Annotated in this window: 24 protein-coding genes; 4 read left to right on the forward strand and 20 right to left on the reverse strand. The window is 41.8% G+C overall.

Features of this window, described 5'->3' with window-relative positions:
- Positions 1–395: 395 nt before the first annotated feature.
- The 10 genes from DWZ33_RS04765 to DWZ33_RS04810 form a co-directional block, all read right to left on the reverse strand.
- Positions 396–1,247, reverse strand: coding sequence for an HAD family hydrolase (locus DWZ33_RS04765; protein ID WP_118453975.1), 852 nt, complete (start codon positions 1,245–1,247; stop codon positions 396–398).
- Positions 1,244–3,520, reverse strand: coding sequence for a peptidase U32 family protein (locus DWZ33_RS04770; RefSeq protein WP_182425528.1), 2,277 nt, complete (start codon positions 3,518–3,520; stop codon positions 1,244–1,246). Before DWZ33_RS04770 ends, DWZ33_RS04765 begins: the two co-directional genes overlap by 4 nt.
- On the reverse strand, positions 3,517–3,960 hold the full coding sequence (locus DWZ33_RS04775) for a threonine/serine exporter family protein (protein ID WP_022936932.1): 444 nt from the start codon (positions 3,958–3,960) through the stop codon (positions 3,517–3,519). Before DWZ33_RS04775 ends, DWZ33_RS04770 begins: the two co-directional genes overlap by 4 nt.
- 1 nt (position 3,961) lies before the next feature.
- Positions 3,962–4,714, reverse strand: coding sequence for a threonine/serine exporter family protein (locus DWZ33_RS04780; protein WP_118454425.1), 753 nt, complete (start codon positions 4,712–4,714; stop codon positions 3,962–3,964).
- 72 nt (positions 4,715–4,786) lie between these two features.
- Positions 4,787–5,491, reverse strand: a complete 705-nt coding sequence (locus tag DWZ33_RS04785; protein WP_118453977.1) for a hypothetical protein — start codon at positions 5,489–5,491, stop codon at positions 4,787–4,789.
- 41 nt (positions 5,492–5,532) lie between these two features.
- On the reverse strand, positions 5,533–6,714 hold the full coding sequence (gene metK, locus DWZ33_RS04790) for a methionine adenosyltransferase (RefSeq protein WP_118453978.1): 1,182 nt from the start codon (positions 6,712–6,714) through the stop codon (positions 5,533–5,535).
- 98 nt (positions 6,715–6,812) lie between these two features.
- Entirely contained in the window at positions 6,813–8,012 is a 1,200-nt protein-coding gene (locus DWZ33_RS04795; RefSeq protein WP_118453979.1) for an AI-2E family transporter, read from the reverse strand.
- Positions 8,005–8,220 (reverse strand): hypothetical protein, encoded by a 216-nt coding sequence (locus tag DWZ33_RS04800; RefSeq protein ID WP_022936937.1) that lies wholly within the window; start codon positions 8,218–8,220, stop codon positions 8,005–8,007. The genes DWZ33_RS04795 and DWZ33_RS04800 overlap by 8 nt, the downstream gene beginning before the upstream one ends.
- Before the next feature lie 56 nt (positions 8,221–8,276).
- On the reverse strand, positions 8,277–9,182 hold the full coding sequence (locus tag DWZ33_RS04805; RefSeq protein WP_118453980.1) for a 1-phosphofructokinase family hexose kinase: 906 nt from the start codon (positions 9,180–9,182) through the stop codon (positions 8,277–8,279).
- Entirely contained in the window at positions 9,179–10,210 is a 1,032-nt protein-coding gene (locus DWZ33_RS04810; RefSeq protein WP_244925850.1) for a SagB/ThcOx family dehydrogenase, read from the reverse strand. Before DWZ33_RS04810 ends, DWZ33_RS04805 begins: the two co-directional genes overlap by 4 nt.
- Before the next feature lie 87 nt (positions 10,211–10,297).
- Between DWZ33_RS04810 and DWZ33_RS04815 the strand changes: the two genes are divergently transcribed.
- On the forward strand, positions 10,298–11,134 hold the full coding sequence (locus tag DWZ33_RS04815) for a Cof-type HAD-IIB family hydrolase (RefSeq protein ID WP_118453981.1): 837 nt from the start codon (positions 10,298–10,300) through the stop codon (positions 11,132–11,134).
- On the opposite strand, the gene DWZ33_RS04820 is transcribed toward DWZ33_RS04815, so the two are convergent.
- Positions 11,131–11,556, reverse strand: coding sequence for a MarR family winged helix-turn-helix transcriptional regulator (locus tag DWZ33_RS04820; RefSeq protein WP_022936941.1), 426 nt, complete (start codon positions 11,554–11,556; stop codon positions 11,131–11,133). The two genes, DWZ33_RS04815 and DWZ33_RS04820, sit on opposite strands and share 4 nt — an antisense overlap.
- Before the next feature lie 86 nt (positions 11,557–11,642).
- On the opposite strand from DWZ33_RS04820, the gene DWZ33_RS04825 reads away from it, so the two are divergent.
- Positions 11,643–11,978 carry a cupin domain-containing protein gene (locus DWZ33_RS04825; RefSeq protein WP_022936942.1) on the forward strand — a complete coding sequence of 112 codons (336 nt, stop codon included), beginning with the start codon at positions 11,643–11,645 and terminating at the stop codon, positions 11,976–11,978.
- Positions 11,979–12,018: 40 nt separating this feature from the next.
- Here DWZ33_RS04825 and DWZ33_RS04830 read toward each other — a convergent pair whose 3' ends face one another.
- Positions 12,019–12,489 carry a YbaK/EbsC family protein gene (locus tag DWZ33_RS04830; RefSeq protein ID WP_118453982.1) on the reverse strand — a complete coding sequence of 157 codons (471 nt, stop codon included), beginning with the start codon at positions 12,487–12,489 and terminating at the stop codon, positions 12,019–12,021.
- A 120-nt stretch (positions 12,490–12,609) separates the two neighbouring features.
- Between DWZ33_RS04830 and DWZ33_RS04835 the strand changes: the two genes are divergently transcribed.
- Positions 12,610–13,794: an ATP-grasp domain-containing protein gene (locus tag DWZ33_RS04835; protein WP_118453983.1), complete on the forward strand. Its 1,185-nt coding sequence runs from the start codon at positions 12,610–12,612 to the stop codon at positions 13,792–13,794.
- 14 nt (positions 13,795–13,808) lie between these two features.
- Complete coding sequence (locus DWZ33_RS04840) at positions 13,809–14,567, forward strand: esterase family protein (RefSeq protein ID WP_110370604.1); 759 nt, start codon at positions 13,809–13,811, stop codon at positions 14,565–14,567.
- A gap of 55 nt (positions 14,568–14,622) precedes the next feature.
- On the opposite strand, the gene DWZ33_RS04845 is transcribed toward DWZ33_RS04840, so the two are convergent.
- The 8 genes from DWZ33_RS04845 to DWZ33_RS04880 all read right to left on the reverse strand — a co-directional run bounded on the left by DWZ33_RS04845 (position 14,623) and on the right by DWZ33_RS04880 (position 21,526).
- Positions 14,623–15,168, reverse strand: coding sequence for a hypothetical protein (locus DWZ33_RS04845; RefSeq protein ID WP_118453984.1), 546 nt, complete (start codon positions 15,166–15,168; stop codon positions 14,623–14,625).
- Positions 15,169–15,368: 200 nt separating this feature from the next.
- On the reverse strand, positions 15,369–15,824 hold the full coding sequence (locus tag DWZ33_RS04850; protein WP_118453985.1) for a MarR family winged helix-turn-helix transcriptional regulator: 456 nt from the start codon (positions 15,822–15,824) through the stop codon (positions 15,369–15,371).
- Complete coding sequence (locus DWZ33_RS04855) at positions 15,821–16,732, reverse strand: diacylglycerol/lipid kinase family protein (protein WP_220452399.1); 912 nt, start codon at positions 16,730–16,732, stop codon at positions 15,821–15,823. Before DWZ33_RS04855 ends, DWZ33_RS04850 begins: the two co-directional genes overlap by 4 nt.
- Before the next feature lie 232 nt (positions 16,733–16,964).
- On the reverse strand, positions 16,965–17,813 hold the full coding sequence (locus DWZ33_RS04860; RefSeq protein WP_118453987.1) for an aldo/keto reductase: 849 nt from the start codon (positions 17,811–17,813) through the stop codon (positions 16,965–16,967).
- A gap of 117 nt (positions 17,814–17,930) precedes the next feature.
- Positions 17,931–18,494 carry a sugar O-acetyltransferase gene (locus DWZ33_RS04865; RefSeq protein ID WP_022936953.1) on the reverse strand — a complete coding sequence of 188 codons (564 nt, stop codon included), beginning with the start codon at positions 18,492–18,494 and terminating at the stop codon, positions 17,931–17,933.
- Positions 18,481–19,848, reverse strand: a complete 1,368-nt coding sequence (locus DWZ33_RS04870) for an MATE family efflux transporter (RefSeq protein WP_182425530.1) — start codon at positions 19,846–19,848, stop codon at positions 18,481–18,483. Before DWZ33_RS04870 ends, DWZ33_RS04865 begins: the two co-directional genes overlap by 14 nt.
- 80 nt (positions 19,849–19,928) lie before the next feature.
- On the reverse strand, positions 19,929–20,351 hold the full coding sequence (locus DWZ33_RS04875) for a C-GCAxxG-C-C family protein (RefSeq protein WP_118453989.1): 423 nt from the start codon (positions 20,349–20,351) through the stop codon (positions 19,929–19,931).
- A gap of 11 nt (positions 20,352–20,362) precedes the next feature.
- A complete protein-coding gene (locus DWZ33_RS04880; RefSeq protein WP_118453990.1) occupies positions 20,363–21,526 on the reverse strand; it encodes an iron-containing alcohol dehydrogenase in 1,164 nt (387 codons plus the stop codon).
- Positions 21,527–21,745: the final 219 nt, after the last annotated feature.

Consider the following 21,745-nt stretch of genomic DNA (forward strand, 5'->3'; position numbering starts at 1 on the left):
CTCCTTTATGAATCATTTCCTGCCTGAAGCAAGATTGTCCGAATTTAACCTGTTTAGCAGTCTAAACAGTTCAAGAAAAGAGATTCTGTGTAAAAAAAACGAACGCATTCGCACACGTCCGTCTTAAAACCACACAAAAGCATTCTCACTGCGAGCTCCAGCATGAACCTTCACAAAAACAACAACTCTTCCGCTTCGATTCATGACCATCACTCCCTCTCTTCTTTGGTACTTTTATTGTATCGCAAATCAGAATTATTGCAAGCGTTTTCAGGCACTTTGATGAATGAAAATATTCGCTGAATTTTCATAAAATTAGATACCCTTGATTTCATCGCTTTTTTTGGAATTTACACATTTAACTTCAACTGAAAATATCATTTTATTCCATCAATTTAATCCTTGCACAGCTGACGGATTGCTTTCACTACACCTAAATCAGTATTATCTGCCGTAAGATAATTAGCTGCTTCAATAGCTGCTTGGGCACCGTTGGCTACCGCAAAGGAATATTTAAAACGCGTCAGCATTGAAAGATCATTGGCTGAATCACCGATAACCATAACTTCATCGCTGCATAATCCCTGCTTTTCAATGACTTTCATCAGCATAATGCCTTTTTGCGCATCGGCATGCGTCACCTCAATGTTAATCGGTTTGGAAATTGCGATAGCAATATCTTCTACCTGCATTAACGCTTCCTGAAGCTGATGGATTTTTTCACGATCTCCATCATGAACTTCCATTTTCAAAATATCCGGTTCATGAGCCAGCAATTCATCAATCGTTGAATAGACCTTTAAGCCCACATAAAAATCCCGATAGGTTTCTTTGCTTATATCCGGTGTGCAGAAACCATCAAGCCAGGCGGTTTCCATAAAAGCATCCAGATTTTCTTCCTCATTAAATAAGGATGCGATGCCATCCGCAGTGTAAACATTCCATACTACATGAAAGCGGTCAAAGATTTCACCCACCGCTTTAATCTGTGACGCGCTTAAGCGAATGTTATCCTTAATCACACCGCCATGATCCCGATACTGAGCGCCATTCAGCAAAATCAGCTCAGGATCAATGCCGGTATTTTCAAAGATTGGTGTAACACCAGGATAATCACGGCCGGTTGCCACCATAAAGTCGACGCCCCTCGCCATCTGTTTTTTTATTTCATCTATAGTTTCCTGATTCATCAGATGATTTTCCTGAAGCAGCGTACCGTCCAGATCACTGACAATGAGCTTGATCATTGCAAATCCCTCCTTATTTCATTTAAAATACGTTTCACTTCATCAGCCTTTTCAAACGTGAATTTAACTAATAAAGTATTGATTCCTGCCTGCTGACACTCCTTAAGCTGCGGCCGCCAATCTCTTTTTTCACTGTGATATAGATGCATGATACAATCCTCATCACCACGCAGCGGATAATGCTGGCCCTTTTGATCCTGCAGATAATAGCGATCGTTCCCCTTACATAAGCGGCAGCTTTGCTTTTGACCATCCAAGAGTGCCATATTTACCGGGCATGCTTCCATCAGCATATTCTCATAGGTGCCATAAATCAACGCGGCAAAGTTACCGCCTTCATGATATCGGCGATAAGCTTCAATCAACGCGGCGCATTGCGCAAGGGAGCATTCCAAAGAGAGCTGCACCGTCCTGACACCTGACGCAAAGAGGAAAGCCGCGCTTTGCGCATTGAAACAGTTTAAGCCGCTGCCAGCCATGATGCTTTCATGATTTAAACCGCCGACCTCCTGAATAATGCCGGGGATGTCATAATGGTGCTTCATAATCCGCGGATAGCTGAATATTAAATCAGGATAGGTCACTTTCAAGCGGTTATAGAGTTCACGTTCAGATACCGTTACCTTTTCAACCCCACACGCATAGGCACTGTTTACCTGCTCCTCATTCATACAAGAAACAATGAGTGATAGTGGTTCTGCTTCATTTTGTATACGCGGCATCGGCTGTGGGTTTGGTATTCGCAAACAGATGGCTTGACGTTTTTGGGCATGCGATGACAAAACCTGCCGACGCATTTCATTCAGCGCCGATATAGGGAAGGTCATCCCTTTTTCCAATTCAACACTGATATCGATAAAGCTAAAAGGTGTATTGCCGGTTTTCATCAGCTGTGTTTTGATGCGTTCTTCATCAAGCGGTGTTTTAACCGCCCTTTCTACTAATTGATCGCTGAGAATTTCTGTCTTATATTGATCATCCCACACTTGTAAAATTACCGGTTCATGCTCACGCAAAATGATTTTACCATGCAGCTTTACCTTACGGTGGCCGTCTTGATTTTGTTTTCCAAGTTCATTAAGCTGGCGCACATCACTGGTTTTCAGTACCGGTGCCTTGATTCTCTCACCGCCCATGCGTTTCAATTCGACAACATCTCCCGCATCGGCATGATTTACAAGCAGCCTGTCTTTATACAGATAGTTTACAACATAGCCAACATCCTCATTTTCACATAGAATGCGGATGCCATCACCCTGATTCAATTCATGATGCAGCTTAACACTGATTTTATCTTTATTTACTGCCACGATCTGACCAATTTCTATACCGACATGATTGGGTCTGATCGTACTCATTAATTCATTGCCGAGCTTATGCTTAAGATGACCTAAGGTAAAGCCGCGGTTAAACAGCTTCTGCATCGCTTCAAGCTTAGCGTCATCGACATGAACGACTTTTTTCGCATAATAGGCATCAATTGCCTCACGATACATGGCTGTTACTAAGCCCACATATTCAGGCCGTTTCATCCTGCCCTCGATTTTAAAGGAATCAATACCGGCTTCGATCAGCTCATCAACAATACTCAACGTGTTGAGATCTTTAGGGGAAAGCAGGTATTTTCCTTGGGTTTCCACCACTGACTGACTGCCATTTGTCTCACGAATCAGTTTATACGGCAGACGGCATGACTGGGCACATTCACCGCGGTTGCCGCTGCGATGACCGATAGAACTGCTCATCAGGCACTGACCGCTGTAACTCACACAATAAGCACCGTAAACGAAAACCTCCAGATCAATGCCTTCATCCGATAATTCTTTAATTAACTCAAGAGGTGTTTCACGAGCCAGAACACCGCGTTTAATTCCCCATTTTTTCAGCATTTTTAAGCCGTCGCGGTTATGAATATGCATCTGCGTCGACGCATGCAGTTCAAAGTCAGGATAACGGTGTCTGACACAATTCATCAAACCGAGATCCTGAATAATCAGTGCGTCCGCGCCAGCTTCATACAAAGTGCCGATATAGTCAAGACAAGCGTCCAGCTCTTCATCGCGAATCAATGTATTGACCGTCACATATACCTTTACGCCATACAGATGTGCATAGCTTATTGCCTCCCGCATCTGTTCATGATTAAAATTAACCGCGGAAGCACGCGCGCCAAAATGAGCGCCGCCCAGATAAACCGCGTCTGCGCCATTCTGCACAGCCGCGATCAGGGCTTCCATGCTGCCGGCGGGTGCCAACAATTCTACTTTCTTCACAGCCATGTCTCCTTTCGCACTTTCGCTTTAAATACAAGCCGCATTAAGGATGCTACCAGCGTGCAGCCAATCGCAATTGATCCCGCGTCAATGATCGTCTGCGCACAGGTTACAAGTGCCTGATAAACATCACCCTTAACCATTTCAATCATCGTATTATACATACCGCCGCCGGGAACAAGCGGAATCAAGGCACAGACCAGAAAAGTTGTCACCGGACTCTTCATCCGCCGCGCCGCCAATTCTGACGCAAGACTCAAACAGATGGAGCCGATCATTAGTGAAATTGTTTCCGAAATATTAAATGTTAAAGCCAGAGCATAAGTAAAGCCGCCGATACCGCCGCAAAGGGCTGCCACTAACAGATGTCTGCCCTTGACATTAAAAATTACGCCAAAGCCCAAAGAGGCCAAAAAGGCAGAAAAACCTGACATCAGCATCTTAAAAACCTCCCAGCAGCATGAAAATCGTACCGCTGCCGATGGCAATCGCTACCGCCACAAGAAAGGCTTCCACTGTTCTTGAAAGCCCTGAAAGCAAATCTCCTGAAACGGTATCCCGAATTGCGTTGGTAATCGCAAGTCCAGGCACCAAAAGCATAATCGATGAGATAATCACAATATCCAGATGATCCGCCAGTCCTAAGTGAGTCAGTATCATGGCTGATAATGCCGCCACCGCGCCGCCCAGTGCATTCACAAAAAAGCTGTTTAGCTTAATCTGTTCAGCTAAATTTACCGACAGCTTAATCAGCAGCCCAATTAAAAAAGCGGCGATTGCATCGTGGATTGAGCCATGGAAAAAGAATGCAAAGCCAAAGGTGCAGATGCCTGAAAAGCATAAAGTTACCAAAAAAGGATAACGCTTTTCATTGCGGATACCGCGCAGCCGCATTGTCAATTCTTCAACACTCAGCGCGTTCGCACGAATATTGCGTGATAAATCATTGATTTGATGAATCTTATGCAGATCAACACTGCGTGAATGAATTCTTTTAATATTATGCACCAGCTGATCATGATAAGAGAAAGATACAATAAGTATCGTAGGGGTTGCAAACGCATCAACAACACTGGCGCCATACTGTTCACAGATTCTGCTCATCGTTTCTTCAACCCGGTATGTCTCAGCGCCGTTTTCTAATAAGATAACACCGGCAAAGGTTGCCGTTTTTGCTAATTCATTTAAATCCATAAATTCACCTCTGCCATTTCCGTCTTCATTATACATGAAAGCTTTCTATTTTTGAACTTAAAGCCGCAGAAATCAATCATCACACTTATCGTAAAGCAGGTTCAGCGATCTTTGAATTTCCGGCTGCAGTCGCGGATTGCCCGTACTGGATAAGACTTCTAAGAAACGGCAGGCAGCAGGGGTTGGATAAGCGCTTAAGGCTGTCACCGCTTTCCAATGAATCACTTCATTTTCACACACATTAAACAGTCTGAGTATTTGATGCAGCTGCTGTTCAGTTGCCAAAGCAGGGTGATAGAACACCATAAAGCCTATCGCATCCAACGCTTCACTCAGCTTTTTTTCATCACTGAATATCGCTTGAGTAAACAACACGGGCAAAATTCTGCCATCCATTTTCGCCATGATTCTGGCAATCAAATCTCTAGGCAGCGGATATGATTTTTTCTTTGATGTCAAACCGATGCATTGATGCTGGTTATGTCCGATCATGCCTAACCATTCACTCAGTCTGCGCGCGCATTCTTCACCGCCTGCCGCCAATACTTCTGAACATGCCAGCCGTGTATAAAGCTTTTTCTCTTTGCTCAGCAATTCAATATAGAGTGAAGCAAAGCGATCCGGCTGTTTCAGTGCATAGACTGCCGCTGTGCGCTCCCATGCCAGCTTTGAATTTAAGTCCTTAATCAGTTCTGCTTCTGTTTTCAGCTTAGCCGCTTGAATCATTTCTTCATCGGCATATCCGCGCTGTATCAATTCGACCTTACTACTTTTCATGTTTTCTCCCAACTAAAAGGACAGCCTGCGCTGTCCAATTTTTAAGCTTCGTTTAAAGCTGCCAGCAAGGCATCAACCTTGTCGCACTGCTCCCACTTCACATTCAGATCAATGCGTCCCATATGACCATAAGCCGCCAATTGACGATAAATCGGTTTTCTTAAATCAAGGGTTTCAATGATTGCGCTGGGACGCAGATCAAAGACTTGATCCACAATCTCAGCCAGACGCTCATCAGATACCTTGCCGGTACCAAATGTATCAACCATGATTGAAACCGGATGCGCGATACCAATCGCGTAAGCTAATTCAATTTCACATTTCTTAGCCAGCTTAGCCGCTACGATATTTTTAGCGACATAACGGGCCGCATAAGCCGCTGAACGGTCAACCTTTGTCGCATCCTTGCCTGAGAATGCGCCGCCGCCGTGACGAGCCATACCGCCATATGTATCAACGATGATCTTACGGCCGGTTAAGCCGCTGTCACCCTGCGGACCGCCGATAACAAAACGGCCGGTAGGGTTCACAAAAATCTTCGTATTTTCATCCATTAATGCAGATGGAATAATTTCTTTAATTACATGCTCAATCAGATCCTTACGAATCGTATCCAATGTCACATCATCGGCATGCTGAGTTGAAATTACGATCGTATCAACACGCACAGCGTGATCATCTTCATATTCCACGGTAACCTGTGTCTTGCCATCCGGACGCAGATAGCTTAAAGTGCCGTCCTTGCGTACCTTTGTCAATTGCTTAGCCAGCTTATGAGCCAATGAGATCGGCATCGGCATCAATTCCTCGGTTTCATCACAGGCATAGCCAAACATCATTCCCTGATCACCGGCACCGGTTTCCGCTGCTTCACTGCCTTCACGGCTTTCAAGTGCATTATCAACACCCATTGCGATATCGCCGCTCTGCTCATCAATCGCCGTCAGCACTGAACACGTTGTACCGTCAAAACCGTATTTTGCACGGTCATAGCCAATATCCAAAATCACTTCACGGGCAATTTTAGGAATGTCTACATAACACTTTGTGGAAATTTCTCCCATAACCATAACCATCCCTGTCGTACAGCAAGTTTCGCACGCAACACGGGCATTTGGATCTTGAGCAACTATCGCATCAAGCACCGCGTCAGAGATTTGGTCGCATATTTTATCAGGATGTCCTTCAGTAACAGATTCTGAAGTAAATAACATTTTACTCATTGATATCATTCTCCTTTATTAAGTCATTTTTTCGTACATTTAATTCTACCATGGCTGTTCATACAAAACAAGCTAAGTCCTCTATTTTCAAGCATTTCTCAGGCATTTTCTGCTGAGTGATGAATTTCCTCATCAACAGTAATCGCCATCGATTCAAGCCGGTTATTGACATACTCCACAAACAGATTATAAATCAGCGCGGTTGTCGGTACCGCTGTCAGCATACCAAACACACCAAACAAGCCGCCAAAAACAAAAATGGATAACAGCGTCCAAAGTCCCGGCAATCCTACTGAGCTGCCGACAACCCGCGGATAAATTAAATTATTTTCAATTTCCTGAAGCACCTGATAGAAAACGATAAATACCAGAGCCTGAAGCGGGTTGATTGTAAAAATAAGGATAGCGCCGATAATCATGCCAAACATCGCGCCAAAGACCGGCACCAAAGAGGCAATCGCAATAATTGAACTGATTAATTCCGCAAACGGCATTTTAAACAGCGTCATGCCTATGTAATACAAAATACCTAAAATACAAGCTTCCATCAGCTGACCGCCGATAAAACCAGAAAAGATTTCATTTGCCTTGCGGCCGATAACGACACAGCGCTTCGCACCCTTTTCTTTAAAAATTACAACCAGTACCTTTTTCATCTGACGGATCAGCGTTTCTTTGCTTGCTAAAAGATACAGAGAGAACATAAATCCCGCAAACCAAGTCGCAAAGGTATTGCCGAATGCCACCGTTGTCGATACGATGCCGGAAGCTGAACTGCTCAGCCATTTTTGGGCAATGCTGATGGCATTATTCACAATTTCATTCCATGGCATATTCAGGAAGGTTTCTACCTGTTTCAAATCAATCAGATTCAGATCAACATTAAAATATGCAAGAATATCATTCATATTATTCACTAAACCGCGTACCAGCACCGTTACATTATTAACCAAAGTACCCACAGAAGCAAAGATGCGCGGAATCACAATCATAAAAATCAGCGTCAGCAATACAGCCGCCAGAAGCAAGGTCAGCACCATTGAAATACCGCGGACATGCTTTATAAGACAGCCCTTCGGATTCATATGTGATCTCAGAAATTTTTCAATATGCTTCATCGGCTGATTCAGCACATAGGCTATCGCAATCCCATAAAGCAACGGATTAAAGAGTGATATCACCCACAGCAGATGCTCACTGACCGTCTTAAAATTAAGCAGTGCCGTAAGCAGCACTAAGATATATGTAGACAGCACGATCCGCGGCTTTAATTTTTCCCATAAAGGATGTTTAAACATTCAAGTTCCTCTTTTCCTTAAACTGCTGTACCATCAGGGCCGTATGTTCCTTAGCCAGCCGCTGATAATCAGCATGTTGAGCCAGTTCAGCATATAGATAATCCACACGCGTTGTCTGCTTATCACTCGTCTCATAAGCCGCTTCAATCGCCATGCGGATCAAGTCCATCTGTTCAGTTAATGCCTGAATTTTCTTTTCATCATTCATCTTCGTTCCTCCAAAGTCAGTCCTATGATTGTACTGCTTTTTCAGACAGAAAACAACTATAAGAATTGTTCATAGCTGGCTTTAATTGCCGCATAATCGGCCAAGCCTAAAACTTTAGCGCTCGCCTCATAGGCTGCCACACCGATTTTCAGCGCTGATTTGTAATTGCCGGTATCCAGATAAGCAGCTAAAAAGCCAGCCAGCAGCGCATCCTCACAGCCATTCAAACTGACAACCTCTTCAATTGCCGGCAGACAATTCAATGCCTGATCCTGCTCATCGATCAATACGGCTCCTAATTTTCCTCTTGATACTAATACATTCAAAGCACCCATCGCTTTCAGCTTACGGGCATGCTCAATCAGTTCATTTAATGTATAAATTCTGGTTTGGAAAAATTCCTCCAGCTGATTTTCACTTACCTTGACAAGAAATGGCTGATAATCAAGTACCTTCGATAATTGAGCATTGCCTGTATCCACACAGCAGCGCACATGATTCGCCGATACTACACCAAGAATTGTCTGATAGAAATTCTCAGGCAATGACGGCGGTACATCACCGCTTAGAATCAGCGTATCACTTTCTTTTAAAAGAATAAACTGATCAAATAATTCTTTAATTTCATCCGATGATATCATCGGCCCCTGAGCTGAAATCAAAGTGTTTTTAATGCCGCGCAGCGTTATATTCACCCGGCTCAGGCCTTCTTTTAAATGTATAAATTCTTCCTCAAGACCTAAATTTTTCACATGTGAAATCAATTCTTCTCCAGTAAAGCCAGCTACAAATCCCTTAAGGATTGCCGGACTGTGCAGCTCTTTAAAAATCTGACAGAGATTGACACCCGCGTCATCGCACATCATGACTTCACCACTGCTTTGATTTAATTCATAAAGGCGCAGGCCTTCACAGCGCATTGTATAATTCAATGCTGGGTTGAGTGTACATACGGAAATCATGAAACCCTCCCTACCGGCGCTGTATATACGATAAATTCTTCTTCACCGTCAAGCTCACAGAACGCGTCACATTCCTTCTGCAGATAAGCGCCGACACCGCAAGTGCCAAGGTCAATTGATGTGCATGCCAGGTAAAGATTCTCACCGACATGCCCGATATCCTGAAGAATTATGCGGTGAGCATCGATGCTGTAACGCCACTCAGCCCGATAACAGACACAGCTCCACATAAAGGTAACGGCACTCTTGCCGGCAAATGCCTGATCACAAAGCAAAGTTCTAGTCTTAGCGCGCAGATCATTTTCTTCTCTGATACACTCTAAGGCATGCTCCATCGGCAGATAATGGTAAACACCGCAAGGCAGACCTTCCACATTCATTACTGACAGATAGGTTTCAAACTCATGACGGGCACCGCCGCACGGCACCGTTCTTTTTGTCGCATAACCATTGCCGATTACTTCCTTTACGCCCTGTGTGCACCAAAGCAGATAGCTAAGCTCTAAAAGGCTGATCGGCGCGTTGGCAAATACTCGATGACTCTTCCGTTCATTGATAATGGATAGGAAATCCTGCTTGATTGGAAGCTCTGAAAACGCCTTGCTTAACGGTATCAGCGGTTTAACAGCACCTTTGCATAAAGGCGGCTGCGGCAGCTTCATCATTTGATCACTGGCAAATTCATGAACCATGTTTGCTTTCATAAATTGTCTGCCCTTTTCAATCAGTTTAGGCATATCCGCTTCCGGCACATAAGCCTCAATATCGCTTTCCACATAAAAACCATCCGCCTCAGCTTTTAAAATCAGCGATGGCTGCTCTTGATGATCCAGCAGCATCAGATAGGCTGCATTCATTGATGCATCCAAAGGCAGCGCTTCACCCTTTAATAATCGGCCGCGCAGCTCAAGCCATGCTTGTTCATCTTTTACCGGCTGCTTACAGCTTACTGTTTTTGTTGTATCAGCAGGTGTTTCACCTTGAAATTTCAGGAAATATGTCCATGCTTTTAGATTCTTTTCATTCATTGTCAGACCCTCTTTTCCACTATTATATCAGACTTTTATCAGATTTCGTGATATAATGGTTTCGATTTTTTAAAAAGGGAGGTAAGCATGAAGAAAATCATATTTCTGGATATCGATGGAACACTGATTGACCATGATGTACTGCATGGTATACCGGAATCCACAAAAGAAGCGATTGCGATAGCACGGGAGAACGGTCATAAATGCATCATCTGCACCGGCCGCGTTAAATCCTCAGTCAGTCATGATGTTCATGATCTTGGCTTTGATGGTGCCATCTATGCTGCCGGCTGTCATGTTGAGGTGAATGATCAAAAATTATTTTATACACAGCTTGAGCCGGAAATTGTCAGACTGGTATTAGATACATTGAATCAATTAGGTATTGGCTACTCCATGGAGGGAGAACATAAGACTTTTCAGGATGAGCTTGCTCACCAGCGTTTTCTGACTATGTTTAAAGAACGCGAGGGAATGAATTCGGAGATGGCGCGCTTCGCGATCAGCACGATGAACTTCTCTTCGATTACTGAATTAAATCCTGATCATGATCCGATCAATAAATGCACGTTCTTTGCCCCAGATATGGCTGCGATTGAGAAAATGGAAAAGGTTTTATCACCTTATTTTAAGATTTTAGTCCATGGCGAAAAACGAATGGGTTTAATCAATGGTGAAATGATCAAACTGGGAATCTCAAAAGCCAGCGGTATGGATGTCATTTTAGAACATTATGGGCTTGATTTGGCTGATACGTTTGCCTATGGTGACTCATTAAATGATGAAGAAATGATTCTGCATGCCAAGGTAGGCATTGCGATGGGCAATGGCCGTGAAAGCATCAAGCAGATTGCCGATGATGTCTGCGAACGTGTGGATCAGGATGCCATTTATAAGAGCTTTAAAAAATACGGACTGATCTAAAGATGATATTCTTCGATCCGTCCGCATAATTGTTCAAGGATAAGATTAATTTGCTGAATTTCTGATTCAGTAAATGCTGAGAAAATATAACGGTGAAAGCCCATTAATTCCTGCTGGCATGAATCTGCCAGTTTTTTTCCGCTTTCAGTAATAAAAATACACTTACAGCGGCTGTCTTTGGCGTAAGCCCGGCGTTCTACCAGACCCATTTTCTCCATCCGTTTTAATGAGGTGCCAATGGTTGATTTACTGAGAGCTAACGTTTCAGCCAGCTCCTGCTGAGTCAAACCAGACTGTGAGAGCAAAACAAAGAGAATCGCATCCTGACCGGCATATAATCCATTTTTCTTCAGCAGATGCCGCATCTTAGCGCGATATGCCTGAAGCAGTTCTTTAAATTGATCATTGAATAAATTTTCCATTGTCCTACTCCCTTCTGTCTTTTATTTTAGCACTTTACCAGTTGCTTTCACAGATTTTTATTTTATAATAGCTGTGAGGTGATCAAATGAACCAGCGTAAAATAGAAATTTATGAAAAAAGAGCCGGCGGTATTGGAACTATTCAGATTGAACGGCTGATGAATGATAAGCAATTGGATGGCAAAGCCAAGATGTATGCCCAGGTGACGATTGATCCGCACAGCAGTATCGGCGTTCATGAGCATATTGATGATACGGAAAGCTATTATATCTTATCAGGCAGCGGCATTTATACGGATAATGATTTGACCTATCCGGTTAAGCCGGGTGATTTGGTGTTCTGTGATGCTAATAACCGGCATGGTTTAGAAAATCCAACCGATGAACCGCTGATCTTCATGGCTTTGATTTTGAATAAATAATTTATAAGAAAAATGCCGCCTGCTTTTAGCTGACGGTATTTTAGTTTCTAGGTTTGCACACTGTAACCCAGCGATCAGCCGCCGCATAGGTGAATAATTCTTCAGGCGTCAGCTTAATGCAGGAATGCGAGCTGCCGCAGGCTGGATAAACAAAGTCATAGGCAAGCAGCGATGTGTCACAGCATACCAACACGCCTTCAGCTACCGCAAACGGGCAGACGCCGCCAATTGCATGACCGCTCAGCGCCTCGACCTCTTCCCCTTTCAGCATACTTGCTTTAACTCCAAATTCCTGTTTAAAGAGGCTGTTGTCAATTTTCATATCACCGGCGCAGACCACAAGAAGACAGCTGTCATGAACCTTAAACGATAAGGTTTTAGCAATCCTGGCAGGCTGAGTTCCCAACGCCTCAGCCGCTAACTCTACCGTGGCCGTTGACGCGTCCAGCTCAATAATATCCTGATCCTTATTAAATTTTTTCAAATAAGCTCTGACATTTTCTACTGACATAATAATACCTTCTTTCTGTTGTTTCACATTATAATGTAAATTATTCATAAATACAAGAAACTTTTTCACACCACGAATAAAATTATGGTAAAATAATCTTAATCATAAAGGGGGATGCTTATGAACTACATTGCTATTTCACCGATGTTTCCAAAAAGCTATTGGAATTTCTGTGACCGGTTGAAGCAAAACGGAGTCACTGTTTTGGGTATCGGTGATGTTGCCTACGATCAGCTGATGGATGAATTAAAGCAAAGTCTGACTGAGTATTATTATGTTAAGGACATGAAAAATTACGATGATATGATGCGGGCAGTGGCTTATTTCATCCATAAATACGGGCGGATTGACTGGCTGGAATCAAACAATGAATACTGGCTGGAACAAGATGCCATGCTGCGGACGGATTTTAATATTACCAGTGGTTTTCAAAAACGTCAGCTGGCAGGCTTTAAACTGAAATCAGGAATGAAGAAATGCTATCAAAAAGCAGGAATACCATGTGCCAGAGGTCAGCTGGTCAGCGATTACCAGCATGATCTTCCTTTTGTCCGCAAGATTGGTTATCCTTTAATCGTCAAACCGGATAATGGTGTCGGTGCCAGTGCTACATATAAAATCACCAATGATGAAGAACTGAAGTCTTTCTATCTTCAAAAGCCAGTGGTCAGTTATTTCATGGAGGAATTTATTGACGGTACGATTTATTCTTATGATGCTATTATCGACAGTCACCAGCGGCCGATTTTTGAAACAGCGCATTGTTTTCCAACACCGATCATGGATATTGTCAACGATCATGAGAATATGTCATATTATACAATGAAGGAAGTTCCTGTTGAGCTGCTTGATCTTGGCCGCCGATCCGTGAAGGCCTTTCAGGTGAGAAGCCGGTTTGTGCATTTTGAGTTCTTTAAATTAAACAAGGATCATGAGGGTATCGGCAAAGCCGGCGATTGGGCGGCTCTGGAAGTCAATATGCGGCCAGCCGGCGGTTATACACCGGATATGATCGACTTCGCCAATCTCTGTGATGCCTATCAGATTTATGCGGATATGATTGTCTATGATGAAAACCGCCGAGGTGAGAGCGCGCATAAATTTTATTGTGTCTATGCAAGCCGCTTTGATGAAAAAAAATACAAGCATACGCTTGCGGAGATCAAGAGCCGGTATCTGGCGCAGATTGTAATGGAAGAGCGGATGCCGGATATCCTCGCTTCAGCTATGGGTAATCAAATGGTGACCGCCCGCTTTAAAACAATGGCACAGGTACAGGAATTTATTAAATATGTTCAGGAATAAGGAGATTCAGCAATATGAAAACAGCTTATTATAAAGAATACAGCCGGCATTTAAACCGTGAGATGGAGTTTAAGGTGTACGGACACGGCGGCAAGCCATGCCTGGTTTTTCCATCTCAGGATGGGCGCTTCTTTGATTATGAAAACAATGGCATGATTGAGGCAGCGAAGGAGTATATCGATGCGGGTAAGATTCAGTTTTTCTGTGTTGACAGCATCGATAAAGAAACATGGTCTGATGAATATGGCGATGCCAGACACCGCATTGAACTGCATGAACGCTATTATAACTATATTATTGAAGAATTAGTACCGAGAATTTTTGAAATCAACAAAAATGATCAAGGTTATTATGCTCAAGGTCTGATGACGACCGGCAACAGCATGGGAGCAGCTCATTGCGTCAATTTCTTCCTGCGCCGGCCCGATATCTTCAACATCTGTCTGGCTTTAAGCGGTATTTATGATGCCGGATATTTCTTTAAGGGATACATGGACGAGCTGGTATACCGCAATTCACCGCTTGATTATCTAAAGAATCTGCCGGCGAATCATCCTTATATTGAAAAATATAATCAATCACGCATTGTATTATGCTGCGGCCAGGGTGACTGGGAACATGACATGGTGAAAAGTACCCATCAGATGCAGTACCTGTTTGAGAAAATGGGTGTTCATGCATGGTTTGATTATTGGGGCTATGATGTTGCTCATGATTGGTGCTGGTGGCGCCGTCAGCTTCCATATTTTTTGAATTTTCTGCTTGATTATTAAACAAATAGCTGCTTGATAGGATTAATACCTATGAAGCAGCTATTTTTATGATGAATTATTCATTTAATATAAGTGTGCGATCTAAAAATCGAATTATTTTAGAAATTGTTGGATTCTTATCTGTCAATTCCCCATCTACATCGTTTGTGTCAATATAAAGCACCCTTACATAAACCCCTTGATTGACTAAAGATGCTGTCGCAATCATGACTGGCACATTAACAGAAAAATCTTTCTTTAGTTTTATTGTCAGTGGCAGTTCATGATAGACAGTGTTTATTACTTTATCAATACTGTTCCAATACTTATTATTGAATTTTAATATGTCATAACCCTTTGTACTTTTGCATACTTGCATATAGACCTTATCATTGTTAGGGTAAATGCCAAACATCACGTATGTTTTCTTAGATGGGAAAAGAATACTGTAATAATGATGGGTTTGATTCAGTTTAAAATCATCAGTTTGCCATTCAACATGAAACTGCTTGGCAATTACTGATGGGCTTTCTGCCGGCCTTTCATGTCTCACACTGTCATAGAGCAGCAATGCGATGCCGCAGCAAGAAATCGCAACAAATAATTTGAATTTATTCTTCATGATTTTCTCCCTCCATCCCATGCCTTTTCGCTCATTGCCGAACTATTCTAATACTGAATCTTATAAATTTATTATAATACAGCTTCACACGCTTTGCATTACCTCACCCCTGTGCTTATCCATATAACCGTAGAAAAGCCCCATATCAGACTTATTCTTTGCACAGTCTAATATGGAGCCTATGATTTTGATGCTATTTATCATTTATCCGCCTGCAGTGCCTTTAGATTTTTTTCTATTTTAGCACAGGCTGTATATAATGTTGTCAGTTCTTCCAAAGAAACATCTTTAAATATTGTCAGCGCAAACTCACGGTCTTTTTCAAGCCATTGCCGGGATGCAATCTGATATTTTCGTGTGGGAATCAGACGCAGTGACCGTGAATCACTTTTATCCTTCTCAATTTTTAGATAGTTCTTTTCCTGAAGCTTAACAGCAATTTGCTTCGCGTTTTGATGTGAAGTACCCAATGCATCAGCCGCTGCCCGTAAGGTCGGCGGTTTTTCAAACAAATGGGTAACCACCAGCATAAAATACCATTGTTTAAAGGTTAATTCAGTAAAATACGCGTTACCGCAGGCATCCAGCTCATTCGCTATCTGAAGCAGAGCGGTTAATACCAGAAACCGTGAATTCAATGACTGCGGCTGATTCATACCAAAGGCTGCTCCTCATTGCGCACAATAAATTCAACGGCTTTTGGCAGATTTCTGATTACCATCGTTTGATGATTTCCGCCAAATTCACCATCAAGTGTCCATGGCACTGGTGTTTCACAGGTGATTTTTACCTTTGATAATTTGCGGTGAACCAGCCAGCTGGAGTTTTCATCCTGAGTCAGCAGGGCGGCGATAATTGTCTGTAAATCAAGCAGATTATTCGGCCGGTGGACAAGCAGCAATTCAAACAGACCGTCATCCAGCTGCACATCTTTTAAGGACATCGCCTGAAACCCGCCGACGGAAGTAGAATTACTGATTTGACCATAGATAAAATCACCCTCGATCAATTCATTTTCACATTCCACTTTCAAATGATAGGTGACAATGTTGGTCAGGCTTTTGATGCCTTCAAGGATATAAGCAGCACGGCCAAAGTTATTTTTAAAATCCTGTGGGGTAGAATAGGAAACCTCTGTAAACGCGCCAAAGGCGGCTACATACATGAAAATCCGATCATTAAAATGACCTACGTCACACAAAAAGCCCTTTCCATCGATAATTTGCTGGGCAGCCGCCGGCAGATTGTTTTTTGGTATCTGCAATGATGAAGCAAAATCATTGGTTGTGCCTGCCGGCAGATAACCAATCGGTATATGGCGTTCATCCTTTACCAAACCGCTGACAACTTCATTTAATGTGCCGTCACCACCGCTGCAGACAAGCAAATCATAATGCAGGGCCGCATCACTGGCAAGCTGTGTCGCTTCCCCTTTAGCCTGAGTCGTTACGACCGAAACCTGCCACTGATGCTTGACAAAAAGATCAATGACATCGCACAGATAACGTTTAATCATGCCCTTACCGGCATGGGGGTTTACAATGATTAAGACTCTTTGATTCACAATATCCGCTCCTCACTAATAGCATAAAGATATTTTACACCAAAGCTAGAAAATTGCATACTTTTAAACATGTGAAATTATGGGGTAGAATTGGCACACAATCAAAATCTAAATCATATAGCCATCTAATTACAATAGAAATTAATTTAGTAAAAAATATGACCTTAAAATAATCTATTAATTTAACTCTAACTACTTATAATATAAATCGAATCAAGATCTAACCCTACGATTAGAAATCAACTTGATCTGGATGCTTCCCAGAGGCTCCAAATGGCGGCATTCTATTAATCAATTCCATATCCTCATCGGTTATTACAAAATCAAACACTTGTGAATTTTCAATAATGCGAGCTGGGGTAATCGATTTAGGAAGCGGAAGCACATTGTTTTGCAGACACCAGCGAATGCATAGCTGAGCTGTTGACTTATTGTACTTTGCAGCAATTTTTTGCAACATTTCATTTTTAAGTACTCGCCCGGTGCCAAGCGGACTCCATGCTTCCACCAAAATATTCTTACTTTGACAATAAGCAACCGTTTCTGCCTGCATGTGACCTGGGTGAAACTCAATCTGATTAACCATTGGTGCAATCTCTGTTTCCAGTAATGCTTTTAAATGATGCGGCATAAAATTCGATACCCCTATTGCTTTAATGCGGCCTGCTTTATAAAGTTCAGTCATTGCCCGCCATGTATCCAAATTGATTTGTTCCCAATCAAAATATTTTGATTCAGAAGCCGGCCAATGAATAAGATATAAATCCAGATAATTCAATTGAAGATCAGTCAGTGTTTTTTCAAAAGCGGCCAATGTTTTTGTGTAGCCCCTTTCAGTATTCCATAGTTTACTTGTAATAAATAATGCTTCTCTATCGATTCCAGACGCTTTGATACCTTGACCAATACTGATTTCATTACCGTAAACGACAGCTGTGTCAATATGTCTGTAACCCGCATCAATCGCTGTTTTAACAGCTTGAATCGCTGTATCACCATTGGGTGTCTGCCATGTGCCAAATCCAACACATGGAATCGGATAACTATTTTGCAAAATAAATGAATCAGTAATTTTTCCCATTTTAATTTCCTCCTATTGCTGATCAAATTTAGCTGTTGCTTCCTTCAGAAGTTCAAGCAATACAATCATACTAAACCTTAATTTGGGCATTTTTATAGTTTGACCCATTATCCTATCCTAAATATCATTTTCTAACTGCTTAATAATGGAAGCTGGAATACCTGCAGCTAGACAATTATCTGGTATATCCTTTGTAACAACAGCTCCAGCGGCTATTACGACATTACTGCCTATAGTAACACCCGGTAAAATTGTAACATTACCGCCGATCCATACATCGCTGCCAATATTGACTGGCTTGGCAATGCCAAGATGACGGCGGCGGCCAAGCGGTGAAAGCGGATGATTTACCGTAGTGATCAATGTGTTTGGCCCTATCATCACATAATCACCAATATTAACGGGAGCAACATCCAAAATGGTCACATTATAATTTGCCAGAAAATTCTTTCCCACATGTATATTTCTGCCGCAGTCACAGTTAAATACAGGTAAAACCGTGGCATTTTCCCCGGCAGAACCAAATAAGGTGTTGATGACTGCCGTCCGTTCTTCATTTTCTTGCATAGGGATTGCGTTCAATGCTTGACACCATTTTAACGCATGCAGCTTTCTGCCATCTATCTTTGCATCCCAAAAATCATATTCCATGCCTGCTTCTAATTTTTCAAGTTCTGTCATTTAATTCCTCCTTAATGTTAAAGGGCTTTTGTATCAAAAACACAATAATTAAGAAAAGCGCACAAGAAACCCAGATAATCGGTTCAGTCAAACAAACAGACCAATAACCCCATCTAGGAATCAGCCATATTCCTGCAATCAGTTTTACAATTAATTCTAAGGAACTTGATATAATGGGTAATAATTTGCGTCCTATTGCCTGTAAACTTGTCCTAAGTGCCAGCAATACTCCCAATGCCGGAAAACATACAAAATGAAAATTTAAACTAAGTACTGCATTATCAATTATATAATTATCGGCAGTACCAGTCAGCATTCGTATAGTCGTTGAACCTAGTAATAAAACAATAAAACATGAAAGCAAGCCCCAGCCTATTTCCATAGCCATCACCTTTTTCAGAGCCTGATGGATACGTCTTGTTTTACCGGCACCCCAATTCTGACTGGCAAAGGTTGAATATGCAGTGGCAATAGATGCTAACGGCATCATCATAATACCGATAATCTTTCTAGCTGATGTATGAGCCACTATCAGCATTTCACCAAGTCCGTTAATCGCTCGCTGATAAAGAACTGAACCAATATCCACTACGCACAGCATGAACGCCATCGCAAAGCCAGTTGCTGCCATTTCTTTAAGCAGTGGTATTTCTAAATAAAAATGTTGTCGGCTGAGAAGTATTTCATGGTATTTACAAAGCACATAAATACCAGAAAAAATTGCGCTGAGACTTTCTGCAATTACTGTTGCCAAAGCTGCACCTTCTACACCCCAGCTAAAACCAATAATGAACAAGCAGTCAAGACTAAGATTAATGGCACAGGATATAATCAAAAAATAAAGCGGTGTTTTGCTATTTCCAACTGCTCTCATGATACCTGCCAGCATATTATAAATAATTGTTGCCAGCATACCAGCGATAATGATTGCTATATAAGCATAAGCATCTGAAAATATACTATCTGGTATATTCATCAATTTCATTAAGGGTGTTAAAAAACATAGTGAAAATGACGTTATCATTAAAGTAATAGCCAAATTCAATATCACCATTGATGCAATTGATCGTTTTAATTTCTCTTGATTCTTGGCTCCGAATGCACGAGCCACTACGATACCATATCCGCTATTCAAACCTGAAGCAAAATTCATAAGTAATGAAAATAAGGAGCTTGTAGCACCAATTGCCGCAATTGCAGCATCGCCGATATTGTATCCTGCTATCATTGTATCTGCCACATTATAAATTTGTTGAAAAACATTGCCAATAAACAACGGTATCGCAAAAGCTAAAATCAATCTAACTGGACTGCCTATTGTCATATCCATTATTTTTGTATTTCCGTATGTCAAGCTCACTCCTCCTAGTAATACACAGGCGGACACTGTCATTATCAAAATGACAGCTAGTCCTTATCATACTCCTATCCCCTCTAATCATTTTCTTTCAAAGAATTGTTAAGAATTTGATTGATAATTAATACTGCATCTTTTACCTTCATCCCGCACTGAAATGCTTTCGGACATTCGTCATGAAGTATTTCCCGGCAAGTTATGCCGCCATATTCTTTTCGAAAAATTTTCGCAGCTTGACAGACTTTGTCATAAACTTTTTGCCGTGTTACACCATGGTCAGGCACTCCTTTACTGGAATAATAGCTAATGATGGCAGTAGCAGCAGTAAGCGCACCACAAACCTCCTGCATACCGCCCATGCCTCCACCGAAGCCTTCCATAATTCTGCATGCTGTTAATTCATCAATTCCCATATCTTGAGCATATGCACAAAATACCGCTTGCGAACAAGTATAGCCTTTTCCATATGCATGACCTGCCTGTTTCAATTTATCATCCAAGAGCTGTCACCTTACCGATAAGATTTTAAATAGATTTCTAAATAATCACTATCTGTTAATGGCAACGGATCAGCCGTAATATCACCGCCAAGCACTTCATGAATTTTCTGCGGATAAAATGACAATTCTTCTTTTGTAATACCTGCATCGCTCATTTTAAGATCATCACAGCCAACAGCAGCAATTAATGCATCCAATGCCTTAATAAAATCTTTTCCAGAGGAAGGATTCTCAACACCCATAGCCTTTGCCATCTTTATCATTGATTCTTCAGCGGCTTTTCTTTCAGCAAAGAAATCATAATATGCATGAGCCGTCATAATCAGACCGGCACCATGAATTAGATTTTCATGAAAGCTTCCCATAACATGTTCAATAGTATGAGCTGAAGTACAAAGCATATAGTAAGCAGCAAGCGAATTAGCTAGTGCCATATTTTCACGCGCTTCTTTATTACTTCCATCCTTATATGCAATGGGCAGATATTTAGCAACTAATTCAATTGCCTTGAGCGCAAACATTTCACCCATCGGATGTTCATTTTTATTAATTACACTTTCAGAAGCATGAAAAAATGTATCCATTCCCTGATAAGCAGTCAGCGCTGGCGGCACACTCATCATCAATTCAGCATCTACAATAGAGAGTGTTGGAAACATAGACGGGAAGAAAATACCTGTTTTTTCCTTTAATTCATCATCAGAGATAACAGCGGCAATATCTACTTCACTGCCGGTTCCAGCAGAAGTAGTAATACATACGATAGGCAAAGCCTCAAACTCAGCAATCTTCTTACCGCCATTTTTACTTAAACTGTAATCCCAGATATCCCCTGGATTTACAGCCATTAACGCGATACACTTACTGCAATCCATGACTGAACCGCCGCCTAAAGCAACTACGAAATCACAGCTGTTATCTTTGACTGCTTGTGCGCCATCCATAACATTTTTGCGGGTTGGATTCAGGCGAATCTGATCAAATAGAACATACTCCACACCAGCAGCCGTTAGTTCCTTCTGCAGCCGTGATAGATAACCGTATTTCTTTACAGATTGTCCATTCGAAGTAACAATTAATGTTTTTTTACCCGGCAGCTTTTCTTCATGCAGATGATTCAGCTGTCCAAATCCAAAAAGCACATGAGTTGGCATGTTAAAAGTAAAGTTATTCATAATAATTCCTCCTAAAGTTTATTAACTTTAGTTAAAGTATAAGATTCTGTGTTCACATATTCAGCGCTAAATCTTAATAAATATGGTGGTAAATTCTCACATTATGTTTCAGTACTTAACATGTAGCAGCATCAAAAAAAATACCGTCTTCCTTTTGCGGACAGCGGTATGACTTTGATTCATAAAATTACCATTAGATAAACACACAATAAATTTGAC

The organism is Dielma fastidiosa, assembly GCF_003475485.1.
GTDB classification, from domain to species: Bacteria; Bacillota_I; Bacilli_A; order Erysipelotrichales; family Erysipelotrichaceae; genus Dielma; species Dielma fastidiosa.

What these genes read in the sequence shown, in the direction of transcription:
- DWZ33_RS04800 (WP_022936937.1), bottom strand. Translation starts at nt 8,220, where the DNA reads ATGAATGATGAAAAGAAAATTCAGGCATTAACTGAACAGATGGACTTG.
- DWZ33_RS04880 (WP_118453990.1), bottom strand. Translation starts at nt 21,526, where the DNA reads ATGAATAACTTTACTTTTAACATGCCAACTCATGTGCTTTTTGGATTT.
- DWZ33_RS04865 (WP_022936953.1), bottom strand. Translation starts at nt 18,494, where the DNA reads ATGACAGAACTTGAAAAATTAGAAGCAGGCATGGAATATGATTTTTGG.
- DWZ33_RS04830 (WP_118453982.1), bottom strand. Translation starts at nt 12,489, where the DNA reads ATGTCAGTAGAAAATGTCAGAGCTTATTTGAAAAAATTTAATAAGGAT.
- DWZ33_RS04775 (WP_022936932.1), bottom strand. Translation starts at nt 3,960, where the DNA reads ATGCTGATGTCAGGTTTTTCTGCCTTTTTGGCCTCTTTGGGCTTTGGC.
- DWZ33_RS04845 (WP_118453984.1), bottom strand. Translation starts at nt 15,168, where the DNA reads ATGAAGAATAAATTCAAATTATTTGTTGCGATTTCTTGCTGCGGCATC.
- DWZ33_RS04795 (WP_118453979.1), bottom strand. Translation starts at nt 8,012, where the DNA reads ATGTTTAAACATCCTTTATGGGAAAAATTAAAGCCGCGGATCGTGCTG.
- DWZ33_RS04805 (WP_118453980.1), bottom strand. Translation starts at nt 9,182, where the DNA reads ATGATTTCCGTATGTACACTCAACCCAGCATTGAATTATACAATGCGC.
- DWZ33_RS04810 (WP_244925850.1), bottom strand. Translation starts at nt 10,210, where the DNA reads ATGAATGAAAAGAATCTAAAAGCATGGACATATTTCCTGAAATTTCAA.
- DWZ33_RS04825 (WP_022936942.1), top strand. Translation starts at nt 11,643, where the DNA reads ATGAACCAGCGTAAAATAGAAATTTATGAAAAAAGAGCCGGCGGTATT.
- DWZ33_RS04835 (WP_118453983.1), top strand. Translation starts at nt 12,610, where the DNA reads ATGAACTACATTGCTATTTCACCGATGTTTCCAAAAAGCTATTGGAAT.
- DWZ33_RS04820 (WP_022936941.1), bottom strand. Translation starts at nt 11,556, where the DNA reads ATGGAAAATTTATTCAATGATCAATTTAAAGAACTGCTTCAGGCATAT.
- DWZ33_RS04780 (WP_118454425.1), bottom strand. Translation starts at nt 4,714, where the DNA reads ATGGATTTAAATGAATTAGCAAAAACGGCAACCTTTGCCGGTGTTATC.
- DWZ33_RS04840 (WP_110370604.1), top strand. Translation starts at nt 13,809, where the DNA reads ATGAAAACAGCTTATTATAAAGAATACAGCCGGCATTTAAACCGTGAG.
- DWZ33_RS04785 (WP_118453977.1), bottom strand. Translation starts at nt 5,491, where the DNA reads ATGAAAAGTAGTAAGGTCGAATTGATACAGCGCGGATATGCCGATGAA.
- DWZ33_RS04765 (WP_118453975.1), bottom strand. Translation starts at nt 1,247, where the DNA reads ATGATCAAGCTCATTGTCAGTGATCTGGACGGTACGCTGCTTCAGGAA.
- DWZ33_RS04860 (WP_118453987.1), bottom strand. Translation starts at nt 17,813, where the DNA reads ATGGGAAAAATTACTGATTCATTTATTTTGCAAAATAGTTATCCGATT.
- DWZ33_RS04815 (WP_118453981.1), top strand. Translation starts at nt 10,298, where the DNA reads ATGAAGAAAATCATATTTCTGGATATCGATGGAACACTGATTGACCAT.
- DWZ33_RS04850 (WP_118453985.1), bottom strand. Translation starts at nt 15,824, where the DNA reads ATGAATCAGCCGCAGTCATTGAATTCACGGTTTCTGGTATTAACCGCT.
- metK (WP_118453978.1), bottom strand. Translation starts at nt 6,714, where the DNA reads ATGAGTAAAATGTTATTTACTTCAGAATCTGTTACTGAAGGACATCCT.